Genomic DNA, 25,441 nt, shown 5'->3' with positions numbered 1-25,441 from the left:
AAGTGCCCGATAGCAAGAAGGGCAACATGCTTCCTGTTGCCGGATGATTGGGGGGATTGAAATGACTTTTTCGCCCACCAAAAAAAACCGCGGCTTTCGCCGCGGGATTTTCGGTTTTAACACATGTTTAGTGATGCTCACGGGTCGCGCGGAATTTCACATCCGGCCAGCGCTCTTCCATCAGCGCCAGGTTGACCCGGGTCGGGGCCAGGTAGGTCAGGTGACCGCCGCCGTCCAACGCGAGGTTTTCCACGGCCTTGTTGGAAAACTCCTCGAGTTTCTTCTTGTCGCCACATTCCACCCAACGCGCGGAGTACACGGTGATCGGCTCGTAGGAGCACTCGACCTTGTATTCCTCTTTCAAGCGGCTGGCGACCACGTCGAACTGCAGCACACCGACGGCGCCGAGGATGATGTCGTTGCTGCGTTCCGGGAAGAACACCTGGGTGGCGCCTTCTTCGGCCAGTTGCTGGAGGCCCTGGCGCAGTTGCTTGGACTTGAGCGGGTCTTTCAGGCGCACGCGGCGGAACAGTTCTGGGGCGAAGTGCGGGATGCCGGTGAAGCTCAGGGTCTCGCCTTCGGTAAAGGTGTCGCCGATCTGGATGGTGCCGTGGTTATGCAAACCGATGATGTCGCCAGCGAAGGCCTCTTCCAGTTGCTCGCGCTCCGAGGAGAAGAAGGTCAGGGCGTCGCCGATGCGCACGTCCTTGCCGGTGCGCACGTGGCGCATCTTCATGCCTTTTTCGTATTTGCCCGAGCAGATGCGCATGAAGGCGATGCGGTCGCGGTGCTTGGGGTCCATGTTCGCCTGGATCTTGAACACGAAGCCTGCGAACTTCTCTTCCACCGGCTCCACGGTGCGCTCATTGGCGACGCGGGCCAGCGGGCGCGGGGCCCAATCGACCACGGCATCGAGCACATGGTCGACACCGAAGTTGCCCAGGGCGGTACCGAAGAACACCGGAGTCAGTTGGCCGTCGAGGAATTCCTGCTGGTTGAACTCATGGCAGGCGCCCTGCACCAGTTCCAGTTGTTCGACGAAACGGTCGTACTCGTCGCCCAGGTGTGCGCGGGCCTCGTCGGAGTCGAGCTTCTCGATGATTTTGACGTCGGTGCGCTCATGCCCGTGACCGGCGGTGTAGACGATGATGTAGTCGTCGGCCAGGTGGTACACGCCCTTGAAGTCGCGGTAGCAACCGATCGGCCAGGTGATCGGCGCCGCCTTGATCTTCAGGACCGCTTCAATCTCGTCGAGCAGTTCGATCGGGTCGCGAATGTCGCGGTCGAGTTTGTTGATGAAGCTGACAATCGGCGTGTCCCGCAGACGGCAGACGTCCATCAGCGCGATGGTCCGTGGTTCGACGCCTTTACCGCCGTCGAGAACCATCAGCGCCGAGTCCACCGCCGTCAGGGTGCGGTAGGTGTCTTCGGAGAAGTCTTCGTGGCCCGGGGTGTCGAGCAGGTTGATCATGTGATCGCGATACGGGAACTGCATGACCGACGTGGTAATGGAAATACCCCGTTGTTTTTCCATTTCCATCCAGTCGGAGGTGGCATGGCGGTCGGACTTGCGAGATTTCACCGTGCCGGCGACCGCAATCGCCTTGCCCATCAGCAAGAGCTTCTCGGTGATGGTGGTCTTACCGGCATCGGGGTGGGAAATAATGGCGAAAGTGCGGCGTTTCGCGACTTCGGCGGCCTGTTTGGTCATGGGAAATCGCCTGGCAGGTGATTCAAAAAAGGGCGGCGATTATAGCTCAACTTGCGCCAGGAACCGAACCGTTGAGCACATCCAGGGTGGCCAGATCTTCCCTGGCATGGGAACCTTTTGCCGCGTGGAGGCGTCCACCCCCCTGTTACGGCTATTCGTCAGGGTCTGAAAAATCAGCAAGTTAGCCTGACGAGGCTGCGCTCATGGCTCGATTTGGCTGCCGTTTTACCGGCATTCAAAGAGCTGCTTCTCGCGAACGTTTTCCCGGCAACCAGTGATGGTTCGCCGCCCGGGAAAGCGTGCGCCGACTGAAAGACAAAGGAGTCCGCCTGTGGCTATCCGCTATGGCAAAGGGCTTATCGGGGGGGCGGTCGTCGTCGCTCTCCTGGCCCTGTTGGTCCACTGGATCGGCATCGATACGATCCAACATTACCGCGACGACCTGCTGTTTTACCTGCAAGCGCACCTGATGCTTGTCCTGGCGTCCATGCTGGCGGCCCTGCTCGTGGGCATCCCGGCGGGTATCGCCTTAAGCCGCCCCAGCCTGGTCGGGCGCGCCGAACGCTTCATGCAAGTGTTCAACATCGGCAACACTGTGCCGCCCCTGGCCGTTCTGGCCATCGCCCTGGGCATCCTGGGCATTGGCAGCGGGCCGGCCATCTTTGCGCTGTTCCTGGCCTCGCTGTTGCCCATCGTGCGCAACACCTATGAAGGTCTGAAAAACGTCCAGGGCTCCCTCAAGGAAGCCGCCGTCGGCATCGGCATGACCCCGCGCCAGGTGCTGTGGAAAGTCGAGTTGCCCAATGCCGTGCCGATCATCATCGGCGGCGTGCGGGTGGCGCTGGCGATCAACGTCGGCACCGCGCCGCTGGCATTCCTGATCGGCGCCAACAGCCTCGGCAGCCTGATCTTCCCCGGCATTGCCTTGAACAATCAGCCGCAGCTGCTGCTCGGCGCGGCCTGCACCGCCTTGCTGGCGTTGCTGCTCGACGGTTTGGTGACACTGGCCAGCCGCCTCTGGCTGGAACGCGGTCTGCGCCCGTCATAAGCCTGGCCGGATAAAGGAATCGTTTATGAAGAAGTTGAGCTTGATACTGGGCTGTGTCCTGCTGTTCGCAGGATTCGCCCAAGCCGCTGAAAAGCCCCTGATCCGCCTCGGCGCCCGGGTGTTCACCGAACAGACGCTGCTGGCGGAAATCACCGCGCAATACCTGCGCAGCAAGGGCTACGACGCGCAGATCACCGGTGGCCTGGGCAGCAACCTGGCCCGCAGTGCCCATGAAACCGGGCAATTGGACATGCTGTGGGAATACACCGGCGTGTCGCTGGTGGCCTACAACCATGTCACCGAGAAACTCGACAGCGCCCAGTCCTACGCCCGGGTGAAAGAACTCGACGCGAAAAAAGGCCTGGTCTGGCTGGCCCCGTCGAAATTCAGCAACACCTACGCCCTGGCACTGCCGGAGAAAGTCGCTCGCCAATACCCGCAGATCAACAGCATCAGCCAGTTGAACACGGTGCTGCAGGCCGAAGCCAACGACAATCACCTGGTGGCCCTGGACACCGAGTTCGCCAATCGTTCCGATGGCCTGGCGGGCATGGTCGAGCAGTACGGCATGAACCTGACCCGCAAGAATATCCGGCAGATGGATGCCGGCCTGGTCTATACCGCCCTGCGCAACGGCCAGGTGTTCGCCGGGCTGGTGTACACCACCGACGGCCGGCTGAACGCTTTCAAGCTGAAGTTGCTCGAAGACGACAAGCATTACTTCCCCGACTACACCGCCGCGCCGGTGGTGCGCCAGGCGTTCCTCGATGCGCACCCGCAACTGGCCGCGCAGCTCAAGCCCCTGGCCGAGCTGTTCGACGATGCAACCATGCGCCAGCTCAACGCCCGCGTGGACGTCAACCACGAAAGCCCTTCCACCGTTGCCGCCGATTTCCTGCGCCAGCATTCCCTGCTCTCAACCCAATGACCTGGAGGAAAAGCCATGGATTTTCTTGACGCCTTTTCCCATCTGGACTGGCCGCTGGTACTGCACCTGACCTGGCAGCACATCACCCTGGTGGGCATCGCCGTGACCCTGGCGATTGTGGTCGGTGTGCCGCTGGGCATCTTCATGACCCGCTTCCCGGCGCTCGCCGGCCCGTTGCAAGCCAGCGCCACGGTGCTGCTGACGATTCCGTCGATTGCGCTATTCGGCCTGCTGCTGCCGTTCTATTCCAAATTCGGCCAGGGCCTGGGGCCGATGCCGGCAATCACCGCGGTGTTTCTCTATTCCCTGCTGCCGATCATGCGCAACACCTACCTGGCCCTGACCGGCGTCGAACCGGGTATCCGTGAAGCCGCCCGGGGCATCGGCATGACCTTCGGCCAGCGCCTGCGCATGGTCGAACTGCCCATCGCCGTGCCGGTGATCCTGGCCGGCGTGCGCACCGCCGTGGTCATGAACATCGGTGTCATGACCATCGCCGCCACCATCGGTGCCGGTGGCCTGGGCGTGCTCATCCTCGCTTCCATCAGCCGCAGCGACATGTCGATGCTGATCGTCGGCGCCGTGCTGGTCAGTCTCCTGGCCATCTTCGCCGACCTGCTTCTGCAATGGCTGCAACGCTCGCTGACCCCAAAAGGACTCCTCAAATGATCGAACTTCAAAACCTCAGCAAAACCTTCAAGAGCAACGGCAAGGACGTCAAGGCCGTGGACTCGGTGAACCTGATCGTCAACGAAGGCGAGATCTGCGTGTTCCTCGGGCCGTCGGGCTGTGGCAAAAGCACCACGCTGAAGATGATCAATCGCCTGATCCCGCCCACCTCGGGCAAGGTATTGATCAATGGCGAGGACACCACCGGCCTGGACGAAGTGACCCTGCGCCGCAACATCGGCTATGTGATCCAGCAGATCGGCCTGTTCCCGAACATGACCATCGAGGAAAACATCACCGTGGTCCCGCGCCTGCTCGGCTGGGACAAGCAGAAATGCCACGACCGTGCCCGCGAATTGATGAGCATGATCAAGCTCGAACCCAAGCAGTACCTGCATCGCTACCCCCGGGAACTGTCGGGCGGCCAGCAGCAACGGATCGGCGTGATCCGCGCCCTGGCGGCCGATGCGCCGCTGCTGCTGATGGACGAACCTTTCGGCGCGGTGGACCCGATCAACCGCGAGATGATCCAGAACGAGTTTTTCGAGATGCAACGGGCGCTGAACAAGACCGTGATCATGGTCAGCCACGACATCGACGAAGCCATCAAGCTGGGCGACAAGATTGCGATCTTCCGCGCCGGCAAGTTGGTCCAGTGCGATCACCCGGATACCTTGCTGGCGCATCCGGCCGATGAGTTCGTCAGCAATTTCGTCGGCCAGGACAGCACGCTCAAGCGACTGCTGCTGGTCAAGGCCGAGGACGCGGCGGACAACGCCCCGTCGGTCAGCCCGGAAACCCCCGTGGCCGAGGCACTGGAACTGATGGACGAACATGACCGGCGCTACGTGGTGGTCACCTGCGCCGAGAACAAGGCCCTGGGGTATGTGCGCCGTCGCGACCTGTACCGCCAGGCCGGTACCTGCGCGCAGTTCCTGCGCGAGTTCAACTCCACCGCGGCCTACGATGAACACCTGCGGATCCTGCTGTCGCGCATGTACGAATTCAACCGTTCGTGGCTGCCGGTGATGGACGCCGAGCGAGTGTTCCTTGGCGAAGTGACCCAGGAATCGATCGCCGAGTACCTGAGCTCTGGCAAATCCCGTGGGGGCAAGACCAGCATTGTTTCGCCGGCCGAAACCGCGTTGGCCTGACTGACGCCTTCGCGAGCAAGCCCGCTCCACATTAGATCTGCATCGACCGGCAATTTGTGGTTGAACACAGCCCAGTGTGGGAGCGGGCTTGCTCGCGAATGGGGCTGCACAAATACCCCTGAAACACCTCAAAAACAACTTCAACGGGAACATCAATCTGTCACGCAGGTCGGTTACATCATGAGCTGTCGCGGGCCGCACGACGGATGTGTGCAAAAACGCGACATTTTTAGTTGATCTCAGGCCCCTCACGCCCTAAAGTTCGCGCCGAACGTCCATGCTGGAAACGATCCATCCGGCTCAAGTACTGACGACGAGACAGCAAGGCCAAGGGAACCACGCATCCCATGGCCTTTTTGCTTTCGGCGACATGCCTTGGGAAGTAGGCGAACCAAAGTGGGGATACGGAGGACGTTCACGAGGGCTGCTTGCCCTCACACCCATTGATCCTGATGTTTGCCAGTAGGAGTCCCAAGTATGTCGATCCAGGTCGAAGATTATTTCGCGCGCGAAACCTTCCAGAAAATGAAAGCGTTCGCCGACAAGCAGGAAACCCCGTTCGTGGTGATCGACACCGCGATGATCTCCAAGGCCTATGACGACCTGCGCGCCGGTTTCGACTTCGCCAAGGTCTACTACGCCGTCAAGGCCAACCCGGCGGTGGAAATCATCGACCTGCTCAAGGATAAAGGCTCGAACTTCGACATCGCCTCGATCTATGAGCTGGATAAGGTCATGAGCCGTGGCGTAGGCCCGGATCAGATCAGCTACGGCAACACCATCAAGAAATCCCGCGACATCCGCTACTTCTACGAGAAGGGCGTGCGCCTGTATGCCACCGACTCCGAAGCCGACCTGCGCAACATCGCCAAGGCCGCACCGGGCTCGAAGGTCTATGTACGGATCCTCACCGAAGGCTCGACCACCGCTGACTGGCCACTGTCGCGCAAGTTCGGCTGCCAGACCGACATGGCCATGGACCTGCTGATCCTGGCCCGCGACCTGGGCCTGGTGCCGTACGGCATTTCGTTCCACGTTGGCTCGCAACAGCGCGACATCAGCGTCTGGGACGCGGCCATCGCCAAGGTCAAGGTGATCTTCGAACGCCTGAAAGAAGAAGACGGCATCGTCCTGAAGCTGATCAACATGGGCGGCGGCTTCCCGGCCAACTACATCACCCGCACTAACAGCCTGGAAACCTACGCCGAGGAAATCATCCGCTTCCTCAAGGAAGACTTCGGCGACGACCTGCCGGAAATCATCCTGGAGCCGGGCCGTTCGTTGATCGCCAACGCCGGCATTCTGGTCAGCGAAGTGGTGCTGGTGGCGCGTAAATCGCGTACCGCCGTCGAGCGTTGGGTGTACACCGATGTGGGCAAGTTCTCCGGCCTGATCGAAACCATGGACGAAGCCATCAAGTTCCCGATCTGGACCGAGAAGAAAGGCGAGATGGAAGAAGTGGTCATCGCCGGCCCGACTTGCGACAGCGCCGACATCATGTACGAAAATTACAAGTACGGTTTGCCGCTGAACCTGGCCATCGGTGACCGCCTGTACTGGCTGTCGACCGGTGCCTACACCACCAGCTACAGCGCCGTGGAATTCAATGGCTTCCCGCCGCTGAAATCGTTCTACGTGTAATGCGCTGATGGCTGGACCCGAAAGCCCGTGACGGTGTCACGGGCTTTTTTTGTGGGTGTTTATGAATGGTTCTCGATAACATGCGCGCCGTGATGAACAGTAATGACTCAAAGGCGGGCGACGTGTTGAAGAAAACCCTGTTCCAGTTGCACTGGTTTTTCGGCATCAGCGCCGGACTGGTCCTGGCGTTGATGGGCATTACCGGGGCCGTGGTGTCGTTCCAGGACGAGATCCTGCGGGCGCTGAACCCGCAAGTGCTGATGGTCGAGAAGCAACCCGCCGGGGTCCTGCCGCCCGCCGAGCTGGTGGAACAGATCGAGGCCGCCTCCGGCAAAACCGTCGCCATGCTCTGGGTCGAGACCGACAGCGGCAACGCCGCACGGGCGATTTTCGCCGCGCCGCCCGGGGAAAAACGCGGGCCCATGCGCTATTTCAACCCGTACAACGCTCAGTTCATGGGTGATGTGGTGGGCCAGGATTTCTTTGGCCTGATGCTCAGGTTGCACCGCGTCCTGACCCTGGATGAGGTGGGCCGGCAGATTACCGGTGCCTGCACGTTGATCCTGGTGTTTTTCTGCCTGTCCGGGCTGTACCTGCGCTGGCCGCGCCAGTGGAAAAGCTGGCGCGCCTGGCTGACCCTCGACTGGGCGAAGAAAGGTCGCAGCTTCAATTGGGACTTGCACTCGGTGGCCGGCACCTGGTGCCTGGTGTTCTATCTGCTGGCGGCCCTGACCGGGCTGACCTGGTCCTACGAGTGGTACAACAACGGCGTGATCCGCCTGCTCTCGGATTCACCCAAGGAAGAACGGGTGCGCAAGCGTGGTCCGGCGCCAGAAGGCCCGCCGCCGGTCGCCGATTACCGAGCGATGTGGAGCAGCATCTACAGCACCGCAGGCCCTGATCTTTCCTCCTACAACGTGCGCATGCCACCTGTGGCCGGGCAACCTGCCACAGTGTTCTACCTGCTGAAAAACTCACCCCATGACCGGGCGCTGAACCAGCTCCTCCTCGACCCGGTGACCGGCGTTATCAGCCAACACAGCCGCTACAGCGACAAGAGCCTCAAGGCGCAGTTGCTGACCAGTGTTTATGCCCTGCATGTCGGCAGTTATTTCGGCCTGGTCGGGCGGATCCTGGTGACGCTCGCCGCGCTGAGCATGCCGCTGTTCTTCATCACCGGCTGGTTGCTGTACCTGGACCGTCGCCGCAAGAAGCGCCAGGTCAAGCAGGCACGCCAGAAGCTGGCCACCAACCCAAGCGATGCGCCGGCATGGCTGATCGGCTTCGCCAGCCAGAGCGGTTTCGCCGAGCAACTGGCCTGGCAGACCGCCGGCCAACTCCAGGCCGCCGGATTGCCGGTGAAGGTCCAACCGCTGGCGGGCGTCACTGAGCAGGACCTGAGCAGTGCCACCCATGCCCTGTTCGTCGTCAGCACCTTTGGCGATGGCGAAGGGCCGGACAGCGCCCGGGGTTTCGAGCGCAAAGTACTCGGCCGCGAGCTGAGCCTGGAGCACCTGCACTATGCGGTGCTGGGCCTGGGTGACCGCCAGTATGAAAACTTCTGCGGCTTCGCCCGGCGCCTGCACGCCTGGCTGGCGGAGCACGGCGGCAAGACCCTGTTCGCCCCGGTGGAAGTCGACAGCGGCGATCCTTATGCCTTGCGTCACTGGCAACAACAACTGGCCGAGCTGACCGGCCAAGCCCCGCTGAACACCTGGCAAGCGCCGAGCTTCGACAACTGGACGCTCAGCCAGCGCACCTTGCTCAACCCCGACAGCAGCGGCTCGGGCGTGTACCTGCTGGGCCTCACCGCCCCCACCCCGAGCAGTTGGCTGGCCGGTGATCTGGTGGAGGTCCTGCCGCGCAATGACCTGGGGGCCATCGAACATTTTCTCGATGGCCTGGGCATCGCCGGTATCGCTCGCGTGCAAGTCGATGGCTTGTCGCAACGCCTCGACCAGGCCTTGGCCACCCGCCAGCTACCGCAAAACCGCGCACACCTGGTAGGCCTGCATGCCCAGGCGCTGGTGGACGCGCTGGCGCCGTTGGCAATGCGCGAATACTCCATCGCCTCGATTCCGGCCGATGGCGTGCTGCAGCTGATCGTACGCCAGGAGCGTCACACCGACGGCAGCCTGGGCGTCGGTTCCGGCTGGCTCACCGAGCACGTACCACTGGGCGGCGCCATCAGCCTGCGGGTGCGCCGCAACAGTGGTTTCCATCTGCCGCCCCAGGGCGTGCCGATGATCCTGCTGGGCAACGGCACCGGCCTGGCCGGCCTGCGCAGCCTGCTCAAGGCCCGCGTCGCCGAAGGCATGCAGCGCAACTGGCTGGTGTTTGGCGAACGCAACCGCGAACACGACTTTCACTGCCGGGACGACCTGCAGGAATGGGTGACCTCCGGCGACCTGGAGCGCCTGGACCTGGCGTTTTCCCGGGATCAGCAACAGAAAATCTACGTCCAGGATCGCCTGCTGGAATCGGCAGCACTGCTCAAACAATGGCTCGCCGACGGCGCAGTGATCTATGTCTGCGGCAGCTTGCAGGGCATGGCCTCAGGGGTGGATCACGTGCTCAACATGGTACTGGGGCGCGAGGAAGTGGAGCGGCTGATCGAGCAAGGGCGATATCGGCGGGATGTCTACTGACGGGCCCCACTCTTAAGTACCCCACCGTTCCCCTTGTGGGAGCAAAGCTTGCTCGCGATGGCGGACTGTCAGTCAGTAATTTATTGACAGATATACCGTCATCGCGAGCAAGCTTTGCTCCCACAGAAGCTCCTGACGCGACTGACATTCACACTGGCTGCAACTTCTTCTCGAATACGGCCACGCCTTCAAGATCCCGCAACACCACACTCATCTCCCCGCTCTGCCCGTCGATGTTCACCTCGCCAAAGAACTGATACCCGGCAAACGGCGAGGTGTTCTGGGCCGGTGGCGCTTTCTGGAACACCACTTCGGGGCCGAAGGTCTTGTCCAGCGTATTGGGGCCGAAGCTGCCGGCATTCAGCGGCCCGGCGACGAACTCCCAGAACGGTTCAAAATCCTGGAACGCGGCCTGTTCCGGGTGGTAGTGATGGGCCGCGCAATAATGGACATCGGCGGTGAGCCAGACGTAATTGCGCACCTGATGTTTGCGCAGGTAGCCAAGCAGCTCGGCGATCTCCAGTTCGCGCCCCTGGGCCGCCCCCGGGTCACCGTTGGCGACCGCTTCCCAGCGCGGCACACCAGGGCTGACCTCACCGTCGGGCACGCCCAGGCCAATGGGCATGTCCGCGGCGATGACCTTCCATTGGGCCCGGGAGTGCTTCAATTCGCGCTTGAGCCAATTCAACTGCTCCCGCCCCAGGAAGGGTTTGGCCGCGCCGAGGTTGGCGTCGTTGGCTTCACGGTAGCTGCGCATGTCCAGCACGAATACATCCAGCATCGGCCCGTAACCGAGCTTGCGGTAGATCCGCCCGCCGCCGTCGGCCTTGTGCAAGCGCATTGGCGCGTATTCCAGCCAGGCCTGGCGCGCCCGGCCAACGAGGCTGTGGATATCCTTGCTCTGATAGCGCTCGTCCAGTTGTTTGCCCGGCGACCAGTTGTTGACCACCTCGTGATCGTCCCATTGCCAGATCTGCGGCACTTCGGCATTGAAGCGGCGCACGTTTTCATCCATCAGGTTGTAGCGGTAGTTGCCACGATACTCATCCAGGGTCTCGGCGACTTTGCTCTTGGCTTCGGTAGTGAGGTTGCGCCAGACGCGACCGCCCTCGGTGGTGATCTGCGCCGGCACCGGGCCGTCGGCGTAGATGGTGTCACCGCTGTGGATAAAAAAGTCCGGCAGGCGCAGGCGCATGGCTTCATAGATGCGCATGCCGCCGATGTCCGGGTTGATGCCAAAGCCCTGGCCGACGGTGTCGCCGCTCCAGACAAAACGGATGTTGCGCTTGAACTGCGGCACGCTGCGCAGGTGACCGAGCCAGGGCTCACTGGCAACGCCGCTCTGGGCGTCTTCGAAATGCACGCGGTAGAAAATCGCCTGATCAGGCGGCAGGCCAGTGAGTTCGACCCGGGCGGTGAAATCGCTGCGTGAGTCGGCCAGTGACGAGACGAAGCGGCGCGGATTGCTGAATTTGCTGCGGGTGTCCCACTCCACCACCATCCGCGCCGGGCGGTCGCTGCGGCTCCAGATCATCGCCCGGTCGCCCTGCAAATCGCCCGATTGCACACCCTCGGTGAGCACCGGGCGATCCTTGACCGAAGCCATCACCGCCGGCGCCAGCCCCGGCAACAACAACCCCGCCCCCACAGCCTGCATCACACGGCGACGGCCCAGGTCGAATTCGCTCATGGTGCTCTCCCTTAAATGGGGAGACTTAAGCATGGCAGTGTTAATCGGGTGTGACAGGGATCTCGTGAACACCCAAAAACACTGTGGGAGCCGAGCTTGCTCGCGATAGCGGTGGGTCAGCCGACAAAAATGTGGACTGACACTCCGCTATCGCGAGCAAGCTCGCTCCCACAGGGGGATTTCATTGCGTCAAAGGATGTGATCAGGCCTTCGCCGGCTCCAACGCCATCTCCACCACCTCAGGCCGCTTGAGCAGCGCATACGTCACCGCCGTCAGCAGACTCCCCGCCACGATCGCCAGCAGATACAACAACGCATGGTTGATGGCGTTGGGGATCAGCATCACGAACAGCCCGCCGTGGGGAGCCATGAGTTTGCAGCCGAAGTACATCGACAGCGCACCGGCCAGCGCGCCGCCGGCGATGCTGGCCGGGATCACCCGCAGCGGGTCCTTGGCGGCGAACGGAATCGCCCCTTCGGAAATGAAGCACAGCCCCAGCACCAGCGCGGCTTTACCGGCCTCGCGCTCGGTCTGGGCGAACTTGCGCCGGGCGATGAAAGTGGCAATACCCAGGCCAATCGGCGGCACCATGCCGGCGGCCATGGTCGCGGCCATCGGGGCATAACTTTGCGAAGCCAGCAGCCCCACCGAAAACGCATAGGCAGCCTTGTTGATCGGCCCGCCGAGGTCGACGCACATCATCGCCCCCAGCAGCACGCCCAGCAGAATCGCGTTGGTGGTGCCCATGCTGTCGAGGAAGTGGGTCAGCGCCTCGAGCATGCCCGCCACCGGTTTACCGACGATGTAGATCATCACCAGCCCGGTGAACAGGCTCGCCAGCAGCGGAATGATCAGGATCGGCTTGAGCGCTTCCAGGCTCTGGGGCAGGCGCGCATAACGGCTGATCGCCTTGGCCGCATACCCGGCCAGGAAACCGGCAATGATCCCGCCGATGAACCCGGCGCCCAAGGTGCTCGCGAGCATCCCGCCAATCATCCCCGGCGCCAGGCCCGGACGGTCAGCGATGGAATAGGCGATGTAACCGGCCAGCAACGGCACCATCAATTTGAACGCGGTGTCGCCGCCGATCTGCATCAGCGCCGCCGCCAACGTGCCGGGCTCCTTGAACGCGGTGATGCCGAACACGAACGACAGGGCAATCAACAGACCACCGGCCACCACCATCGGCAGCATGAACGACACGCCGGTCAACAAGTGTTTATAGACACCGGTCTTTTCCGCCTTGGCCGGGCCTGTGGCACCGCTCGCGGCGCTTTCCTGGCGGCCTTCGACCAACGCCTTGTTCAGTGTCGCTTCGGCCTGTTTCAAGGCGATGCCGGTACTGCAGCGATAGATCTTCTTGCCGGCAAAACGCTCGGTGGCGACTTCGATGTCGGTGGCCAGCAGCACCACGTCCGCCTCAGCGATGGCCTCGGGGCTCAACGGGTTGCGTGCGCCCACCGAGCCCTGGGTTTCCACTTGCAAGTCGTAACCGAGCTTCTTCGCCGCCTGCTGCAACGCCTCGGCAGCCATGAAGGTATGGGCAACGCCGGTTGGGCAAGCGGTGATGGCAACCAGACGCGGAGCACGTTCAGCCGATACCGCCGGAGACTCCTCCAGTACGTCCGACTCGACAAAAACCTTGGCCTCTTCGGCGCCGCGACGCAGCACCGAATCGACATCTTGCAGGGCCTGGGCTGGGGTGCTGCGGAACAGGCGCTTGCCGACGAAACGCGACATATCCACCGGGCCGCTGGCAACCAGTAACACCCACTCGGCCGCTTCAAGGGTCGCCGCCGACAACTGGCGTTCCGGGTGAGCCGCGTCGTGCACTTCAACGCTGGTGCTCCAACCCTGGCGCTGAGCCGCCGCGTCCAGCAGACGGGCGCACAACACACTGGTGACCATGCCGTTCGGGCAGGCCGTCACAATGGCTAATTTCATTCTCGCGAACCCTCTTATTGTTCTGTCAGGGGGCGCACGCGCACGCCCTGTTCAAGCGACGCCAGCAACGCGGTGTCGTGGATGCCAAAACCGATCTGCGTGACCGCCATGGCCGCGATGGCCGTGGCGGTGCGCAGGGTCTGCTCCGGGGTATGAGCGCCGAGCAGGCCATGCAGCATGCCCGCTAGCAGCGAATCCCCAGCGCCCACGGTGCTGGCGACAGTGACCTTGGGCGGCGAGGCATGCAGGGCCGAACCGACGCTGAACCAGTTCACGCCGTCGGCGCCGTGGGAAATCACCACATGCTCGATGCCTTGGGCATGCAGGCGCTGTGCTGCTTGAGCCTGGGCCAATTCGCTCACCACCTCGCAGCCCAGCGCATCGGCCAGCTCTTCGGTGTTCGGCTTGATCAGCCAGGGGCCCGCCGCCAAGGCGACGCGCAAGGCTTCACCGCTGGTGTCGAGGGCCACCCTCAGGCCGAGTTCTTTCAAGCGCGTGATCAACGCCTGCAACCATTGCGGGCTGACGCCGCGGGGCAAGCTGCCCGCCACCACGACGACGTCGTGCCCAGGGGCGATCTGTTCCAGGCGTTGCAGCAACGCTTGCTGCGCGGCTTCGTCGACCACCGGTCCCGGGCCGTTGAGGTCAGTGATGCGTCCGTCCTGCTCGGCCAGCTTGATGTTGCTGCGGGTTTCCCCGGGCACGCGGATAAAAGCGTCGACAAAGCCACGCTGGGTGAACAGCGCCTCGAACAGCTGGGCGTTGTCCTCACCCAGAAAGCCACTGACCGTCAGCGTATGGCCGAGGTCGGCCAGCACCTGCGCCACGTTCACGCCCTTGCCGGCGGCGTGGGCGTGCATGGCCTCGCTGCGGTTGACCTGGCCCGGTTCCAGGCGCGCCAACTCCACCGTGAGGTCGAGCGCCGGGTTGAGGGTCAGGGTAAGAATCTTCGCCATTACAGCGCCTCCACTAATGCGCGCACGTCATCGGCGCTGCCCACGGCCAAGGCCTCTTGGGCCAGGGTTTGTACCTGCGCAAGGCTCAACTCGCGGACCCGCGCCTTGACTTCGGCAATGCTGCGCGCCGAAACGCTCAACTCGTCTACCCCCAAGCCCACCAGCACCGGCACCGCCAGCGGATCAGCCGCGAGTTCGCCGCACACGCCGACCCACTTGCCATGGGCATGGGCGGCACGCACGGTGATGTCGATCAGTTGTAGTACGGCCGGGTGCAAGCCATCGGCCTGGGCCGAAAGAGTCGGGTGGCCACGGTCGATCGCCAGGGTGTATTGCGTCAAGTCGTTGGTGCCGACGCTGAAAAAGTCGACTTCCTTGGCCAGCACCGGCGCCAGCAAGGCGGCGGACGGTATTTCAATCATGATCCCCAGTTGCAGGTCCGCCACGGGGATTTCCAGGCGCAGGCGCTCGGTCATGGCCCGGGCCTGGCGCCACTCATCGACGCTGCCGACCATCGGGAACATGATTCGCAATGGACGGTTGTCCGCCGAGCGCAACAAGGCGCGCAATTGCGCTTCCATGACCTGCGGACGTTGCAGCGTCAGGCGAATGCCACGCACACCTAAGAACGGGTTTTCTTCTTTCGCGATCGGCCAGTACGGCAGCGGTTTGTCGCCGCCCACGTCCAGGGTACGTACCACCAGCGGCCGACCGGCCAAGCCATCGAGCACCTTGCGATATTCAGCTTCCTGGGTCGCTTCGTCCGGCGCCTGGTTGTGGGCCATGAAAATCAGTTCGGTACGCAACAAACCAATGCCTTCGGCGCCCTGCTCCACCGCGCTGGCGACGCCGGCGCTCTCGCCGATGTTGGCAAACACTTCCACGGCGTGGCCGTCACGGGTCAGCGCCGGTTGATGGCGCTGCTCGGCGGCGACCTTGAGGCGCTGCTCACGGGTGTCGCGCTCTTCAGCGGCCCGTTGCAGAGTGGCAGCGTCCGGGTCGACGTGCAGGCGACCGCGCTGGCCGTCCAGTAGCAAGGACGTGCCCGGCGCCAGCAGCAACACGGCCGCACCGGCGCCCACCAGCGCCGGAATGCCCAAGGCCCGGGCGACGATGGCGCTGTGGGCGGTGGCGCCGCCCCGTGCGGTCAGGATGCCTGCCACCCGGGTCGGGTCCAGGCGGGCCACGTCGGACGGACCGACCTCGTCCATCACCAGGATGTAGGGTTGATCGGGCTCACTCAGGGTTTCGACGCCACACAGCTGCGCCAGCACCCGACGGCCGACATCCCGCAGGTCGGCGGCACGTTCGGCGAGCAGGGCATCCTGCAAGGCTTCCTGTTCTTTCGCGGCGCCTTCGATCACGCCCATCCATGCCGCTTGCGCACTTTCGCCCAGCTTCAAACGGGTGTCGACTTCGTCAGTCAGCTCCGGGTCGTCGAGCATTTCCTGGTGGGTAATGAAGATTTCGCGAATGGCCTTGGCCTTGGCGCGTTCGACCAGGCCTTGGATATCGCGGCGCACCTGGTTCAAGGCGTTTTGCAGGCGCTCGCGTTCGATGGCCGCCGACTCGCCACGCAACGGATAGTCGATGGCTTGCAGCACCTGGATGTGGGCCGGGCCAATGGCAATGCCTGGTGCCGCGGCGACAGCCTGGATCAGGCTGCCGGATTCGGGGGCGAGCATGACGGTGGCGATTTCGGCCATCGCGGTTTCGCGCGGCGCGCTCGGTGGTGGCAGCGGTTCGACTTCTTCGCCAAGGCCTTCTTCGATGGCTGCCAGCAGTGCCGGCAAAGCATCGTTGGCAATGCTCGGTTCAGCGATGAACTCCAGCACCTGACCGCGACGGGCGCCCAGGCTCAGCAGCTTGCTCAGACTCTTGACCGACACGGCGCTGTCCTGGCCGTCGACGATGCGCACGCGGATCTCGCCTTCGAAGCTTTTCGCCAGTTGCGCGAGAATTTTCGCCGGCCGCGCATGCAAACCATGGGCGTTGGCCAGGCCGATGCGTGCGCTGGGCCAGTCGGCAGGCAATTCACCGCCGAGCACTTCCAACACTTTGCGGCTGCTGGTGGCGCGGCCCAACTCGTGGCCACGGCCTTCGATCAGCAACGCGCAGAGCCGTTCCAGCAAGGCCTGGTGGGCCTCGCCGAGGCTGGCGAGGCAGAACAGCCCGCTCAACGGCTGGCCGAGGTAGCGGATCGGTTTGTCCGGAGTCACGAAGGCCAGGCCCGGGCGCTTGACGGTCTGTTCGCTGTGCAGCCACCACAGGCCATCGCCCAGGGGCAGCGCCTCGACTTGTTGCAGCACGCCGGCAAAGCCGTTACTTACGCAGTCAGCCTGGCGCAGCAGCCGGGCACCGCGCCACACCAACTCTTCGAAATCGTCAGCCGATACACCGAGGCCGATCATCTGCGCGTCCAGGGCCAATTCCTGTGGCGCGCCTTGCAACAGCTTCAACAAGGCTTCGGCGGAACCGGCGCGGCGCAGGGCCTCGCCCAGGTCAGTTTCACCAAGGGCGCGGGTCAGCAGTTGCAGCAAGCGCAGGTGTTCGTCGGATTTGGCGGCGATGCCGATGGCCAGGTAAACCATCTGGCCATCACCCCAGTCCACGCCTTCGGGAAATTGCAGCAGACGCACGCCGGTCGAATGAACCAGGTCGCGGGTTTGCGGAGTACCGTGGGGAATGGCAATACCTTGGCCAAGAAAGGTCGAGCCCTGGGCTTCGCGGGCCTGCAAGCCGGCGAGGTAACCCTCAGCCACCAGGCCATCGGCCAGCAGTTTGTCAGCGAGCAGTTGCAGCGCAGCGTCTTTATCCACAGCCGTCTGAGCCATGGATATCTGCTCTAGAGTGAGCTCGAGCATGCTTTCTCCTTTTTGGCGTCCGGTTGGCGCCAGGTATTGTTTTGAATGAATCAGCTTAGCGTGACAGGACGGCTTTTGGCGGTATCGCGGCAGCACAGCCAAAAAATCCTGCTAACCTTGAAAATACGCTTGCTGAAACGTTTAATCTAGAAAGATTGGCACGTTACTCGATAATCTCTCATCCTTGAAGTGCAACTTGTCGTAAGCGCTTGGACGGTGACCGTCATCTCGAATCGGGTAGGATGGCCCTTATTGTCGGGGCAAACTCGAAAAAATAAGGAAAACCGGGTTGAAACTCAGTGATATTGCCCAGCTGGCCGGTGTGTCCGTGACCACCGCCAGCTATGTCATCAATGGCAAGGCCGAACAGCAACGCATCAGCAGCGCCACCGTTGAACGGGTGCGGGCGGTGGTCGAAGAACATGGTTTCACGCCCAATCCCCAGGCCGCCGGGCTGCGCAGCCGGCACACCCGCACCTTGGGTTTCATCCTGCCGGACCTGGAAAACCCCAGTTATGCGCGCATCGCCAAGCTGCTGGAACAGGGCGCGCGGGCACGGGGTTATCAGTTGTTGATCGCCAGCTCCGACGACGCCCCGGACAGCGAGCGGCAACTGTTGCAGCTGTTCCGCGCCCGGCGCTGCGATGCGCTGATCGTTGCCAGTTGTTTGCCAACCGGGGACGACAGTTACCGCCAGTTGCAAGCCAAGGGCATTCCGATCATCGCCATCGACCGGGTGATGGAGCCCGCGCATTTCTGTTCGGTGATCAGCGACGACCGCCAGGCCAGCCTGCAACTGACCCGCAGCCTGCTGGAGACCCACCCTCGGCAAATCGCCTTGATCAGCGCCCGCCCCGAACTCAGTATCAGCCAGGAGCGGACCGCCGGCTTTAGCGAGGCCTTGGCCGGGTTCGAAGGCCAAGTGCTGATCGAACACGGAGAATCGTTCAGCCGTGAATGCGGCCGCCAGTTGATGGATGAAATGCTCGCGCGCCTGGGGCACCTGCCCGATGCGCTGATCACCACCTCCTATGTGCTGCTGCAAGGGGTGTTCGACGCCCTGCACGATTTCCCGCTGAAGTCGCGCCCGCTGCGCCTGGGCACATTTGGCGACACGCAGTTGCTGGATTTCCTGCCGTTGCCGGTCAACGCCATGTCCCAGCAGCATCAACTGATCGCCGACAAGGCTTTGGAGCTGGCGCTGGCAGCCATCGAAAACGATGACTACCAGCCTGGTGTGCAGGCCATCGCGCGGACGTTCAAGCAGCGCATTCATCAGGGCTGAGCATTCTTCAGGATTAACCCATGGAGCTGGTCGACACCCACACCCACCTGGACTTCCCGGACTTCGACGCGGATCGCCCGGCGCTGCTGGCCGCAAGCCGCGCCTTGGGCGTCCGGAAAATGGTGGTGCTGGGGGTGTATCGGGACAACTGGCAACGGGTCTGGGACCTGGTGCAAAGCGACCCCGACTTGCACGCCGCCCTGGGCCTGCATCCGGTCTACCTCGATCAGCATCGCGCCGAAGACCTGGTGCAATTGCGCGAGTGGCTGACCCGCCTGGCCGGGCATCGGCAGTTGTGTGCGGTGGGGGAAATCGGCCTGGATTACTACATCGAAACCCTCGATCGCGAGCGTCAGCAAGCGTTGTTCGAAGCGCAACTGCAACTGGCGGCGCAATTCGAACTGCCGGCGCTGATCCACGTGCGCCGCAGCCATGCCGCGGTGATCGCCACCCTCAAGCGCCTTGGCCTCAAGCGCGGAGGGATCATCCACGCCTTCGCCGGCAGTTTTGAGGAGGCCCGCGAGTACCTCAAGCTCGGCTTCAAGCTCGGCCTCGGAGGCGCCGCCACCTGGCCCCAGGCCCTGCGCATGCACCGGGTGCTGGCGAAACTGCCGCTGGAAGCGGTGGTGCTGGAAACCGACTCACCGGACATGGCCCCGGCGATGTTTCCCGGCGTGCGCAATAGCCCGGCACATTTGCCGGCGATTTGCGCGGCGCTGGCGGGGATCATGGCGGTGACGCCTGAGCGCCTGGCCGAGGCCAGCACCGCCAACGCCCGCGAACTGTTCAACTGGTAAAACACCTGTGGGAGCGAGCTTGCTCGCGATAGCGGTGCATCAGTCGACAAATAGTTACCTGACACTCCGCCATCGCGAGCAAGCTCGCTCCCACAATGGGTCTGTGGTGGGCCTAAAAATCACACCCGAAACGCATTGATCAACAGCTTGAGCTGCACCACCTGCGCGGACAACTCACGGCTGGCGTCTTCGGTCTGGTGCGCGCCTTCGGCGGTGCGTTCGCCGGCGCGGTTGATCTCGACGATGTTCTGGTCGATGTCATGGGCCACGGCCGTCTGCTGTTCCACGGCGGCGGCGATCTGCTGGTTCTGATCGACGATCATGCCGACGGCACCGAGAATATTTTCCAGGGCCTGCTGGACCTTCTCCGACTGACTGACCGTGCCGCTGGCCATCTCATGACTAGAGCCCATGGCCTTGACGGCTGCGCCCACACCGCCGTGCAGACGGCTGATCATCGCTTCGATTTCTTCGGTCGATTGCTGGGTCCGCTTGGCCAGGGTCCGTACTTCGTCGGCCACCACCGCAAAACCGCGCCCCTGCTCACCGGCCCGGGCCGCTTCGATGGCGGCGTTGAGGGCCAGCAAGTTGGTCTGCTCGGCGATGCTCTTGATCACGTCCAGCACGCGGCTGATGGCCTGGCTGTCGGTCGCCAGTTGATTGATCACCTGCACCGACTGATCGATCTCGCTGGCCAACCGGGCGATGCTGCCCTGCTGGGACTCCACCAGCCCACGCCCGCTGAGGGTTTCGTCGTTCACGCTGTGGGCGCTGCTCACTGCCGCAGCGGCACTGCGGGCCACTTCCTGAGCGGTGGCCGACATCTGGTTCATCGCCGTGGCCACCAGCTCGATCTGGCTGCGCTGCCCGGCGACGGCCAGGTTGCTGCGAGCCGATACCGTTTCCACTTGCCCGGCCTGGCGTTCGACTTCGGCGACGGTCCGACCGACCTGTTCGATCAGGTCATGGATCTTCGCCACCGTACCGTTGAACACCTCGCCCAACTCACCCAGTTCATCCTTGCTGCGGGCCACAAAATTAACCGTCATGTCCCCCGCCGCCACCTTGTCCATCATCTGGCCCAAGTGCTGGAGGGTGGTACGGGTCGACGCATAGAAGCCGGCGTACAGATAAAAAATCAGCAGGAACACCACCGCCAGCGCCACCGCTTGCAGCACCATGTGACTGCGATTCTGCTCAAGGCGCTGCTGCAACTGGACACCGAGAAACCCCTGGGTCGCTTCGTTCAGCCGGTAAGTCTGCTCCATCAGGCCGCTGACCTGCTCATAAAACGCCGGCCATGGCGCATCGAGAGTATCGGCCATCACCACCTGCTCTTCGATCAGCTCACTGGCCTTCTTGAGGCTGTTCTTACTGCCATTGGCCTGATCGGCCAGGGCTTGTGCGGCCGCCTGGCTGGAACCCAGGGCGTCTTGCAGTTTCAGTTCATATTCACCCTGGAGCTTGTCGATCTGCGCCAGCAACTCGTCGAACCGGGTACTCGACGCCGAATTGAGAAATCCCAACCCCAATGAAGAAGCCCCCAACGCACGGCCTTCACCGAGGATCTGGGTGACCTTGGGGGTGATGCCAATGATCAGTTCACTGAGCTGACGGATGTCGCTCTGGTTGTCACGGCTCAGGCCCGCCTGGCTGGCGATGATCTGGCTGAACATCTGCGCACTGTTGAGCAACTTGCCGATCGACGCGCTTTTGCTTTGCAGGGAGCTTTCGGCCTGCTGGGCCTTGAACGCGACAATCATTTCGTCGCGCTTGGCATCGAAAGCGCTGACCTGCTCAGGCTCGACCGCCATGGCCGCCATCCCTTGCAGGCGCGCAAGCACTTGCTGCTCGAGGGCACCGATCTTCGCTTCGACGTCACCGGCCTTGCCGGACTGCCCCAGACTGGCGTTGATTTGCACCAGGTTATTCAGGGTTTCCAAGTCCCGGCGCAGGGTCAGGCTGCTGCCCAGCAGGTCGAGGCTTTGCAGCTCCACTTGGGTACCTTGGAACTCCCGATAGGAATCACGCACCAGAAAGAAATTGGTCACCAGCATCGGCAGCAGAAACAGCACGCTGATCAGGCTGAACTTCATGCCGAAGCTCAGGCGGTTCATCAGCGCGACGGCGGGCCAGAGCAAACTCTTCACTAGGAAGTCTCCCGATAGGTTTTTTATTTTTATAGGCAGGCGCACAGAGACAGCAGAAAGCCACTATTCGGGCGCTGTTCCTGTATAGCTTAAATCGGCGGGGAGATTTGTAACTTAAGGTTAACGGCAGATGTTTGGTGGGCAGGCACTGTGGCGAGGGAGCTTGCTCCCGCTGAGGTGCGAAGCACCTCCCTAAAGGCGGCGGTTGCTGCGCAACCGAGCGGGAGCAAGCTCACTCAATAAATAAGTGTGATTTCGCCGAGATCAGGCCAGCACCGTCCACAACGCAAACCCGGCATACCAGAGCACCGCCGAACGCAGCAGCAACTCCCAGAGCCGATCCAGGCTGTTGATGCCATCCGGCCCGGCCACGGGCGCGGGAATCTCGCCGGCCACCAGGCCGACCTTGTCGATGAGAGCGGCGGCGCTGATGTTCCAGTTCAACAACTCATGCAGCATGACTCGGCTGACCGCCACGAAGTTGCCCACCAGGGCGAAGCTCGCCGCCAGCAGCCGCACCGGCACCCAGTCGAAGGCATGGCGCATCTGCGCGGCCCGCTCGGCCACGCCGGCGTTCTGGCTGTGCTCGGCGGCCAGGGCCAGCAGGCGATAGCTCAGGGCCGCGACCGGGCCCAGCAGGAAGTACCAGAAAATCACCGCGAAAAAGCTCTGGTAGGCCTGCCACAACAAATGGCCCTGGACCCGCTCCAACAACCGCTCGCCATCATCGGCCTCAATGTCCAGATCACGCTTGGCCACGTGGGCCGCCGCTTGCAGGTCTTCGCGCCGCCAGGCATCGCGAAACGGCCCCAGGTCCGCCAGCAGATCACCGCGCCCCAGGCTGTAAATCACCACCAACAGGTGCACCGGCAGCGCCAGCAGGCCATAGGCCACCGGATCCAACACCCACAACAGCAACGCCAGCAGTGCCACCGGCAGCAAAACCATCACCACCAGCACCAGCCAGGGCCGGTTAACCCAACGAGGGCTGGCTTCAAGCTTGTTCAGTTCGAGCAACCAACCACCGTCCCGCTGGATCCGCTGGCGTAAGGCCGAGAATTTCTCGATCCAGACCGCCAGCAGCAACACCAGAAAACTCATTGTCCTTCCCCTTCTGTCAGGGCTGCGCGATAGCGCGCCCAGTCGAATGCTGGTCCCGGATCGGTCTTGCGCCCAGGGGCAATATCACTGTGCCCACAGATACGCTGCACCGTGATCGCCCTGAACGCCACCTGCAACTGCCCGGTCAAGTCCACCAATACGGCATATTGTGCGTCGGTGAAAGGCAGATCATCGGTGCCTTCAAGCTCGATGCCTATGGAAAAATCGTTACACGTCTCCCGCCCCTCGAAGCACGAGACGCCCGCATGCCACGCACGATCCAGACAGGAGACAAACTGGGTGACGGCGCCGTCACGCTCGATCAGAAAGTGCGCAGACACACGCAGGTCGGCAATACCGGCAAAGTAGGGATGTTCCGTGACATCCAGACGATTCTGGAAAAATTCCTGCACCTTGCCCGTCGCGAATTGTGCCGGCGGCAGGCTGATGTTGTGGATCACCAGCAGGGAAATCTCGCCCTCGGGGCGCGCATTGAAGTTGGGCGATGGGCAATGACGCACGCCATCGCACCAGCCGCTCGCGGGGTCCAGCTGCATACAGGTTCCTTTGATAACGACAGTGAATGCCGTCAGTATGCCGCGATCGGGCCAGATCGCGCGATCACTTGGCGCGATTGAGCTGACGCAGATTGCCCAGCACCGACTCCAGCGCCCGGTCGAACAGCAGGGTATCGTCCAACAGGCGCACCGCGCCCCGGCGAAACTCCAGGGCCAGGCTGGTGCGGCTGTGCTCCTGCACTTTCAGGCCGGTGCGGTTGACGAAGATGTACTTGCCGGTAGCCCCGATGATCGCCGCCAATTTGCAACGCAGGCTATTGTCATCGTCCTCCTGGAACTCCACCCAGCTTCCCAAACGCAATTGGTCGACCTGCATCAGGCCCACATCATCGGCTGGCAAGCGTACCTCTGCGTTGTCCGCCGGCGCTTGGTGAGCGGGACGCAGGACAATTTTCTCCTGCACCTGGACCATGACCGGAGAGTTGAACGACTGGGCCTGCTCCGTCGCCTGCCCCGTACGCTCAAGAGCCTGCACGTGCAGAACCTCCAGCTCACTGAAGAATTCGCTGGTGGCAAACGGGTCGAACGCCGAACGGTTCAGGCCTTCGCGCAGAGCCTTGAGCAGCTCCGGCACAATCGCCAGCAACTGCAGGCCAGCGTCGGGCTCATCGTGAGGCTGGACGCTCCAGATCAGTTGTTCCAGGGTCGATACGTCGGCCAGCCATTCGGCTGAATACTTGCCATGCTTGAAACAGGTCAGCAACAACACCTGGCTCCAGGCCTGTTGCACGAACTCCACCACCGCTTGCGGCAACACTTTACCCAGCATGACCTGGTTCAGCGCCCCTTCGACTCGGTGGCGCGCCAGTTCAGCCTTGGCCCGCCCCTCTTCAGCGTCACGAATGCGCTGCTCAAGCAGTTCACTGCGGCGCCGCTCGTCGCTGGTGAAGGCCAGGAAGTCGGCCAGCAGTTCGGAAAAAATCGCCGGGTCATCGACGAAGTCATTCAATAAGCGCTGCACCACCTGCTCGATGCGCAGGTACAGGCTGTCGCGTTGATGATCATCACAAGCGCCCCAGCCCATGGCGGCGGCGGCAATTTCATTGAGCAGGCGCCGGGCCGGATGGTTGCCGCGACTGAAGAAGCTCTTGTCCTGCACCGCGACTTTGAGCATCGGGATTTGCAGGCGGCCGATCAGGGCCTTGAGGGAGTCCGGCAGGTTATGGTCGTCGAGGATGAATTCGAACATCATCGAGATCAGGTTGATCACGTCTTCATCGGCGCCTTCGACCACCCGGGACTTGCCGCTCCTGACGCTGACCCGGGTCAACAGTTGTTCGAGCTGGCTACGCAGATCGAATTCGTCCTGAAGGGTCGGCGCCGGAACGTACTGCTGCAAATGAGAGAGCAATCGCAGCAGGTCTTGGGTCGAGATCGGCTGGGGCGCAGCGCTGGCCTCCAGTGTCGGCGCCACACTGCCACGGACCTGGCGCAGCAGCTTCTGCAACGCAGAGAACACCTCCTCCACGCTGTCATCGACCTGCGCCGCCTTGGGTTTAGCCACGTTGTCGACGGTGGGCCGAGGGCTATCGTCAAGACGATCCGAAGCACGACGGGACGGCGAGGCCTTGAGGTCCGGCAACACACCGGTGGCGGCCAGCAACTGATTGGCCTCGGCGTAGAGCTGGTCGCACTCGCTGAGCACATAGCGCTCGAACAGTTTGAGCAGGATCAGCTTGACCTTGATTCCCACCCCCAGGTTGCGCCCGGCCTGTAGAAAATTTTCACACAGCAGCGCGGGGCTCAGGGGATTCTGCTGATTGGCCAACGGCCGGTCCAAAAGCACGCTGAGGCGGGCTGTCAGTTGATCGAGCGACACACCCTCACGACCGAGTACCCGCGTGACCATGGTCTCGACCGCCACATGGCGCTCCAGGTCATCGTGAGTCGGCTGCGCCAGGGGGCCAGGGGCCAGGACGGGGGCCAAGGAGGCTTGAGCCAGGTCGTATTGCGCAAGGCCGACAAACGCCTCGAAAAACTGCTCGATAAACCCGCGTTCCATACTTTTGCGTTTCAGGCGCAGGTCACGCATGGCTTCGAAGAACAGATTCTGCTCGACATCATTGCGCGCCCGGTCAGCCATCTCGAACAGCGTGTCGTCGGCGTTATCGAACAGCCCCTGCAAGCCAAAGCGCAACTGCTGCGCAGCCTTGTCGCGAACCTGTAGCAGAATCACAGGCAGGCGGGCGAGCGGCGAATGATTCGCCTGATCAGTAGAAACCTTGTGCAAAGGCACTACATTCCCAGTCCCGTCGTTGTGCATCCAAGCCTCCTGA

Annotated in this window: 17 protein-coding genes; 8 read left to right on the top strand and 9 right to left on the bottom strand. The window is 62.6% G+C overall.

The genetic code is table 11. The features are described 5' to 3' along the window. Positions 1-127: 127 nt before the first annotated feature. A complete protein-coding gene (locus EPZ47_RS04240; protein ID WP_135843663.1) occupies positions 128-1,711 on the bottom strand; it encodes a peptide chain release factor 3 in 1,584 nt (527 codons plus the stop codon). A 331-nt stretch (positions 1,712-2,042) separates the two neighbouring features. On the opposite strand from EPZ47_RS04240, the gene EPZ47_RS04235 reads away from it, so the two are divergent. The 6 genes from EPZ47_RS04235 (at position 2,043) to EPZ47_RS04210 (ending at position 9,799) form a co-directional block, all read left to right on the top strand. Beyond that, positions 2,043-2,759: an ABC transporter permease gene (locus tag EPZ47_RS04235; protein WP_135843662.1), complete on the top strand. Its 717-nt coding sequence runs from the start codon at positions 2,043-2,045 to the stop codon at positions 2,757-2,759. A gap of 25 nt (positions 2,760-2,784) precedes the next feature. Then, entirely contained in the window at positions 2,785-3,687 is a 903-nt protein-coding gene (locus EPZ47_RS04230; protein WP_092464705.1) for a glycine betaine ABC transporter substrate-binding protein, read from the top strand. A 15-nt stretch (positions 3,688-3,702) separates the two neighbouring features. Continuing rightward, positions 3,703-4,356, top strand: a complete 654-nt coding sequence (locus tag EPZ47_RS04225) for an ABC transporter permease (RefSeq protein WP_003197757.1) — start codon at positions 3,703-3,705, stop codon at positions 4,354-4,356. Continuing rightward, positions 4,353-5,510 (top strand): osmoprotectant ABC transporter ATP-binding protein OsmV, encoded by a 1,158-nt coding sequence (locus tag EPZ47_RS04220; protein ID WP_135843661.1) that lies wholly within the window; start codon positions 4,353-4,355, stop codon positions 5,508-5,510. The genes EPZ47_RS04225 and EPZ47_RS04220 overlap by 4 nt, the downstream gene beginning before the upstream one ends. 477 nt (positions 5,511-5,987) lie before the next feature. Further along, a complete protein-coding gene (locus tag EPZ47_RS04215) occupies positions 5,988-7,151 on the top strand; it encodes a type III PLP-dependent enzyme (protein WP_025211808.1) in 1,164 nt (387 codons plus the stop codon). Between the two features lie 122 nt (positions 7,152-7,273). Beyond that, on the top strand, positions 7,274-9,799 hold the full coding sequence (locus EPZ47_RS04210) for a PepSY domain-containing protein (RefSeq protein WP_178084294.1): 2,526 nt from the start codon (positions 7,274-7,276) through the stop codon (positions 9,797-9,799). A gap of 148 nt (positions 9,800-9,947) precedes the next feature. On the opposite strand, the gene EPZ47_RS04205 is transcribed toward EPZ47_RS04210, so the two are convergent. From EPZ47_RS04205 to ptsP, 4 genes are all read right to left on the bottom strand, one after another. Continuing rightward, complete coding sequence (locus tag EPZ47_RS04205; protein WP_135843660.1) at positions 9,948-11,489, bottom strand: alkaline phosphatase D family protein; 1,542 nt, start codon at positions 11,487-11,489, stop codon at positions 9,948-9,950. Positions 11,490-11,691: 202 nt separating this feature from the next. Beyond that, positions 11,692-13,434 (bottom strand): PTS fructose-like transporter subunit IIB, encoded by a 1,743-nt coding sequence (locus EPZ47_RS04195; protein ID WP_135843659.1) that lies wholly within the window; start codon positions 13,432-13,434, stop codon positions 11,692-11,694. 14 nt (positions 13,435-13,448) lie between these two features. Continuing rightward, positions 13,449-14,390, bottom strand: a complete 942-nt coding sequence (gene pfkB, locus EPZ47_RS04190; protein WP_135843658.1) for a 1-phosphofructokinase — start codon at positions 14,388-14,390, stop codon at positions 13,449-13,451. Then, positions 14,390-17,254, bottom strand: a complete 2,865-nt coding sequence (ptsP, locus tag EPZ47_RS04185; RefSeq protein ID WP_135843657.1) for a phosphoenolpyruvate--protein phosphotransferase — start codon at positions 17,252-17,254, stop codon at positions 14,390-14,392. Before ptsP ends, pfkB begins: the two co-directional genes overlap by 1 nt. 289 nt (positions 17,255-17,543) lie before the next feature. On the opposite strand from ptsP, the gene cra reads away from it, so the two are divergent. Then, positions 17,544-18,539: a catabolite repressor/activator gene (gene cra / locus EPZ47_RS04180; protein WP_135843656.1), complete on the top strand. Its 996-nt coding sequence runs from the start codon at positions 17,544-17,546 to the stop codon at positions 18,537-18,539. 20 nt (positions 18,540-18,559) lie between these two features. Next, complete coding sequence (locus EPZ47_RS04175) at positions 18,560-19,336, top strand: TatD family hydrolase (RefSeq protein WP_135843655.1); 777 nt, start codon at positions 18,560-18,562, stop codon at positions 19,334-19,336. A gap of 119 nt (positions 19,337-19,455) precedes the next feature. On the opposite strand, the gene EPZ47_RS30730 is transcribed toward EPZ47_RS04175, so the two are convergent. The 4 genes from EPZ47_RS30730 to EPZ47_RS04155 form a co-directional block, all read right to left on the bottom strand. After that, on the bottom strand, positions 19,456-20,160 hold the full coding sequence (locus EPZ47_RS30730; RefSeq protein ID WP_406550204.1) for a methyl-accepting chemotaxis protein: 705 nt from the start codon (positions 20,158-20,160) through the stop codon (positions 19,456-19,458). A gap of 1,590 nt (positions 20,161-21,750) precedes the next feature. Next, entirely contained in the window at positions 21,751-22,587 is an 837-nt protein-coding gene (ampE, locus tag EPZ47_RS04165; RefSeq protein ID WP_135843653.1) for a regulatory signaling modulator protein AmpE, read from the bottom strand. Further along, positions 22,584-23,144 (bottom strand): 1,6-anhydro-N-acetylmuramyl-L-alanine amidase AmpD, encoded by a 561-nt coding sequence (ampD, locus tag EPZ47_RS04160; RefSeq protein ID WP_135843652.1) that lies wholly within the window; start codon positions 23,142-23,144, stop codon positions 22,584-22,586. The genes ampE and ampD overlap by 4 nt, the downstream gene beginning before the upstream one ends. A 64-nt stretch (positions 23,145-23,208) precedes the next feature. Further along, positions 23,209-25,428 (bottom strand): DUF1631 domain-containing protein, encoded by a 2,220-nt coding sequence (locus tag EPZ47_RS04155; protein WP_135843651.1) that lies wholly within the window; start codon positions 25,426-25,428, stop codon positions 23,209-23,211. Positions 25,429-25,441: the final 13 nt, after the last annotated feature.

Source organism: Pseudomonas viciae, assembly GCF_004786035.1.
In the GTDB taxonomy this organism is placed as follows: Bacteria; Pseudomonadota; Gammaproteobacteria; order Pseudomonadales; family Pseudomonadaceae; genus Aquipseudomonas; species Aquipseudomonas viciae.
Note: the sequence above shows the minus strand (reverse complement) of the source record. Positions and strands in the feature narration are given on the sequence as shown.

Excerpts from the sequence above, each read along its gene's own strand:
- EPZ47_RS04240 (WP_135843663.1), bottom strand. The coding sequence starts at position 1,711 with ATGACCAAACAGGCCGCCGAAGTCGCGAAACGCCGCACTTTCGCCATT.
- EPZ47_RS04230 (WP_092464705.1), top strand. The coding sequence starts at position 2,785 with ATGAAGAAGTTGAGCTTGATACTGGGCTGTGTCCTGCTGTTCGCAGGA.
- EPZ47_RS04225 (WP_003197757.1), top strand. The coding sequence starts at position 3,703 with ATGGATTTTCTTGACGCCTTTTCCCATCTGGACTGGCCGCTGGTACTG.
- EPZ47_RS04220 (WP_135843661.1), top strand. The coding sequence starts at position 4,353 with ATGATCGAACTTCAAAACCTCAGCAAAACCTTCAAGAGCAACGGCAAG.
- EPZ47_RS04215 (WP_025211808.1), top strand. The coding sequence starts at position 5,988 with ATGTCGATCCAGGTCGAAGATTATTTCGCGCGCGAAACCTTCCAGAAA.
- EPZ47_RS04205 (WP_135843660.1), bottom strand. The coding sequence starts at position 11,489 with ATGAGCGAATTCGACCTGGGCCGTCGCCGTGTGATGCAGGCTGTGGGG.
- EPZ47_RS04195 (WP_135843659.1), bottom strand. The coding sequence starts at position 13,434 with ATGAAATTAGCCATTGTGACGGCCTGCCCGAACGGCATGGTCACCAGT.
- pfkB (WP_135843658.1), bottom strand. The coding sequence starts at position 14,390 with ATGGCGAAGATTCTTACCCTGACCCTCAACCCGGCGCTCGACCTCACG.
- ptsP (WP_135843657.1), bottom strand. The coding sequence starts at position 17,254 with ATGCTCGAGCTCACTCTAGAGCAGATATCCATGGCTCAGACGGCTGTG.
- EPZ47_RS04175 (WP_135843655.1), top strand. The coding sequence starts at position 18,560 with ATGGAGCTGGTCGACACCCACACCCACCTGGACTTCCCGGACTTCGAC.
- EPZ47_RS30730 (WP_406550204.1), bottom strand. The coding sequence starts at position 20,160 with ATGTCGGCCACCGCTCAGGAAGTGGCCCGCAGTGCCGCTGCGGCAGTG.
- ampE (WP_135843653.1), bottom strand. The coding sequence starts at position 22,587 with ATGAGTTTTCTGGTGTTGCTGCTGGCGGTCTGGATCGAGAAATTCTCG.
- ampD (WP_135843652.1), bottom strand. The coding sequence starts at position 23,144 with ATGCAGCTGGACCCCGCGAGCGGCTGGTGCGATGGCGTGCGTCATTGC.
- EPZ47_RS04155 (WP_135843651.1), bottom strand. The coding sequence starts at position 25,428 with ATGCACAACGACGGGACTGGGAATGTAGTGCCTTTGCACAAGGTTTCT.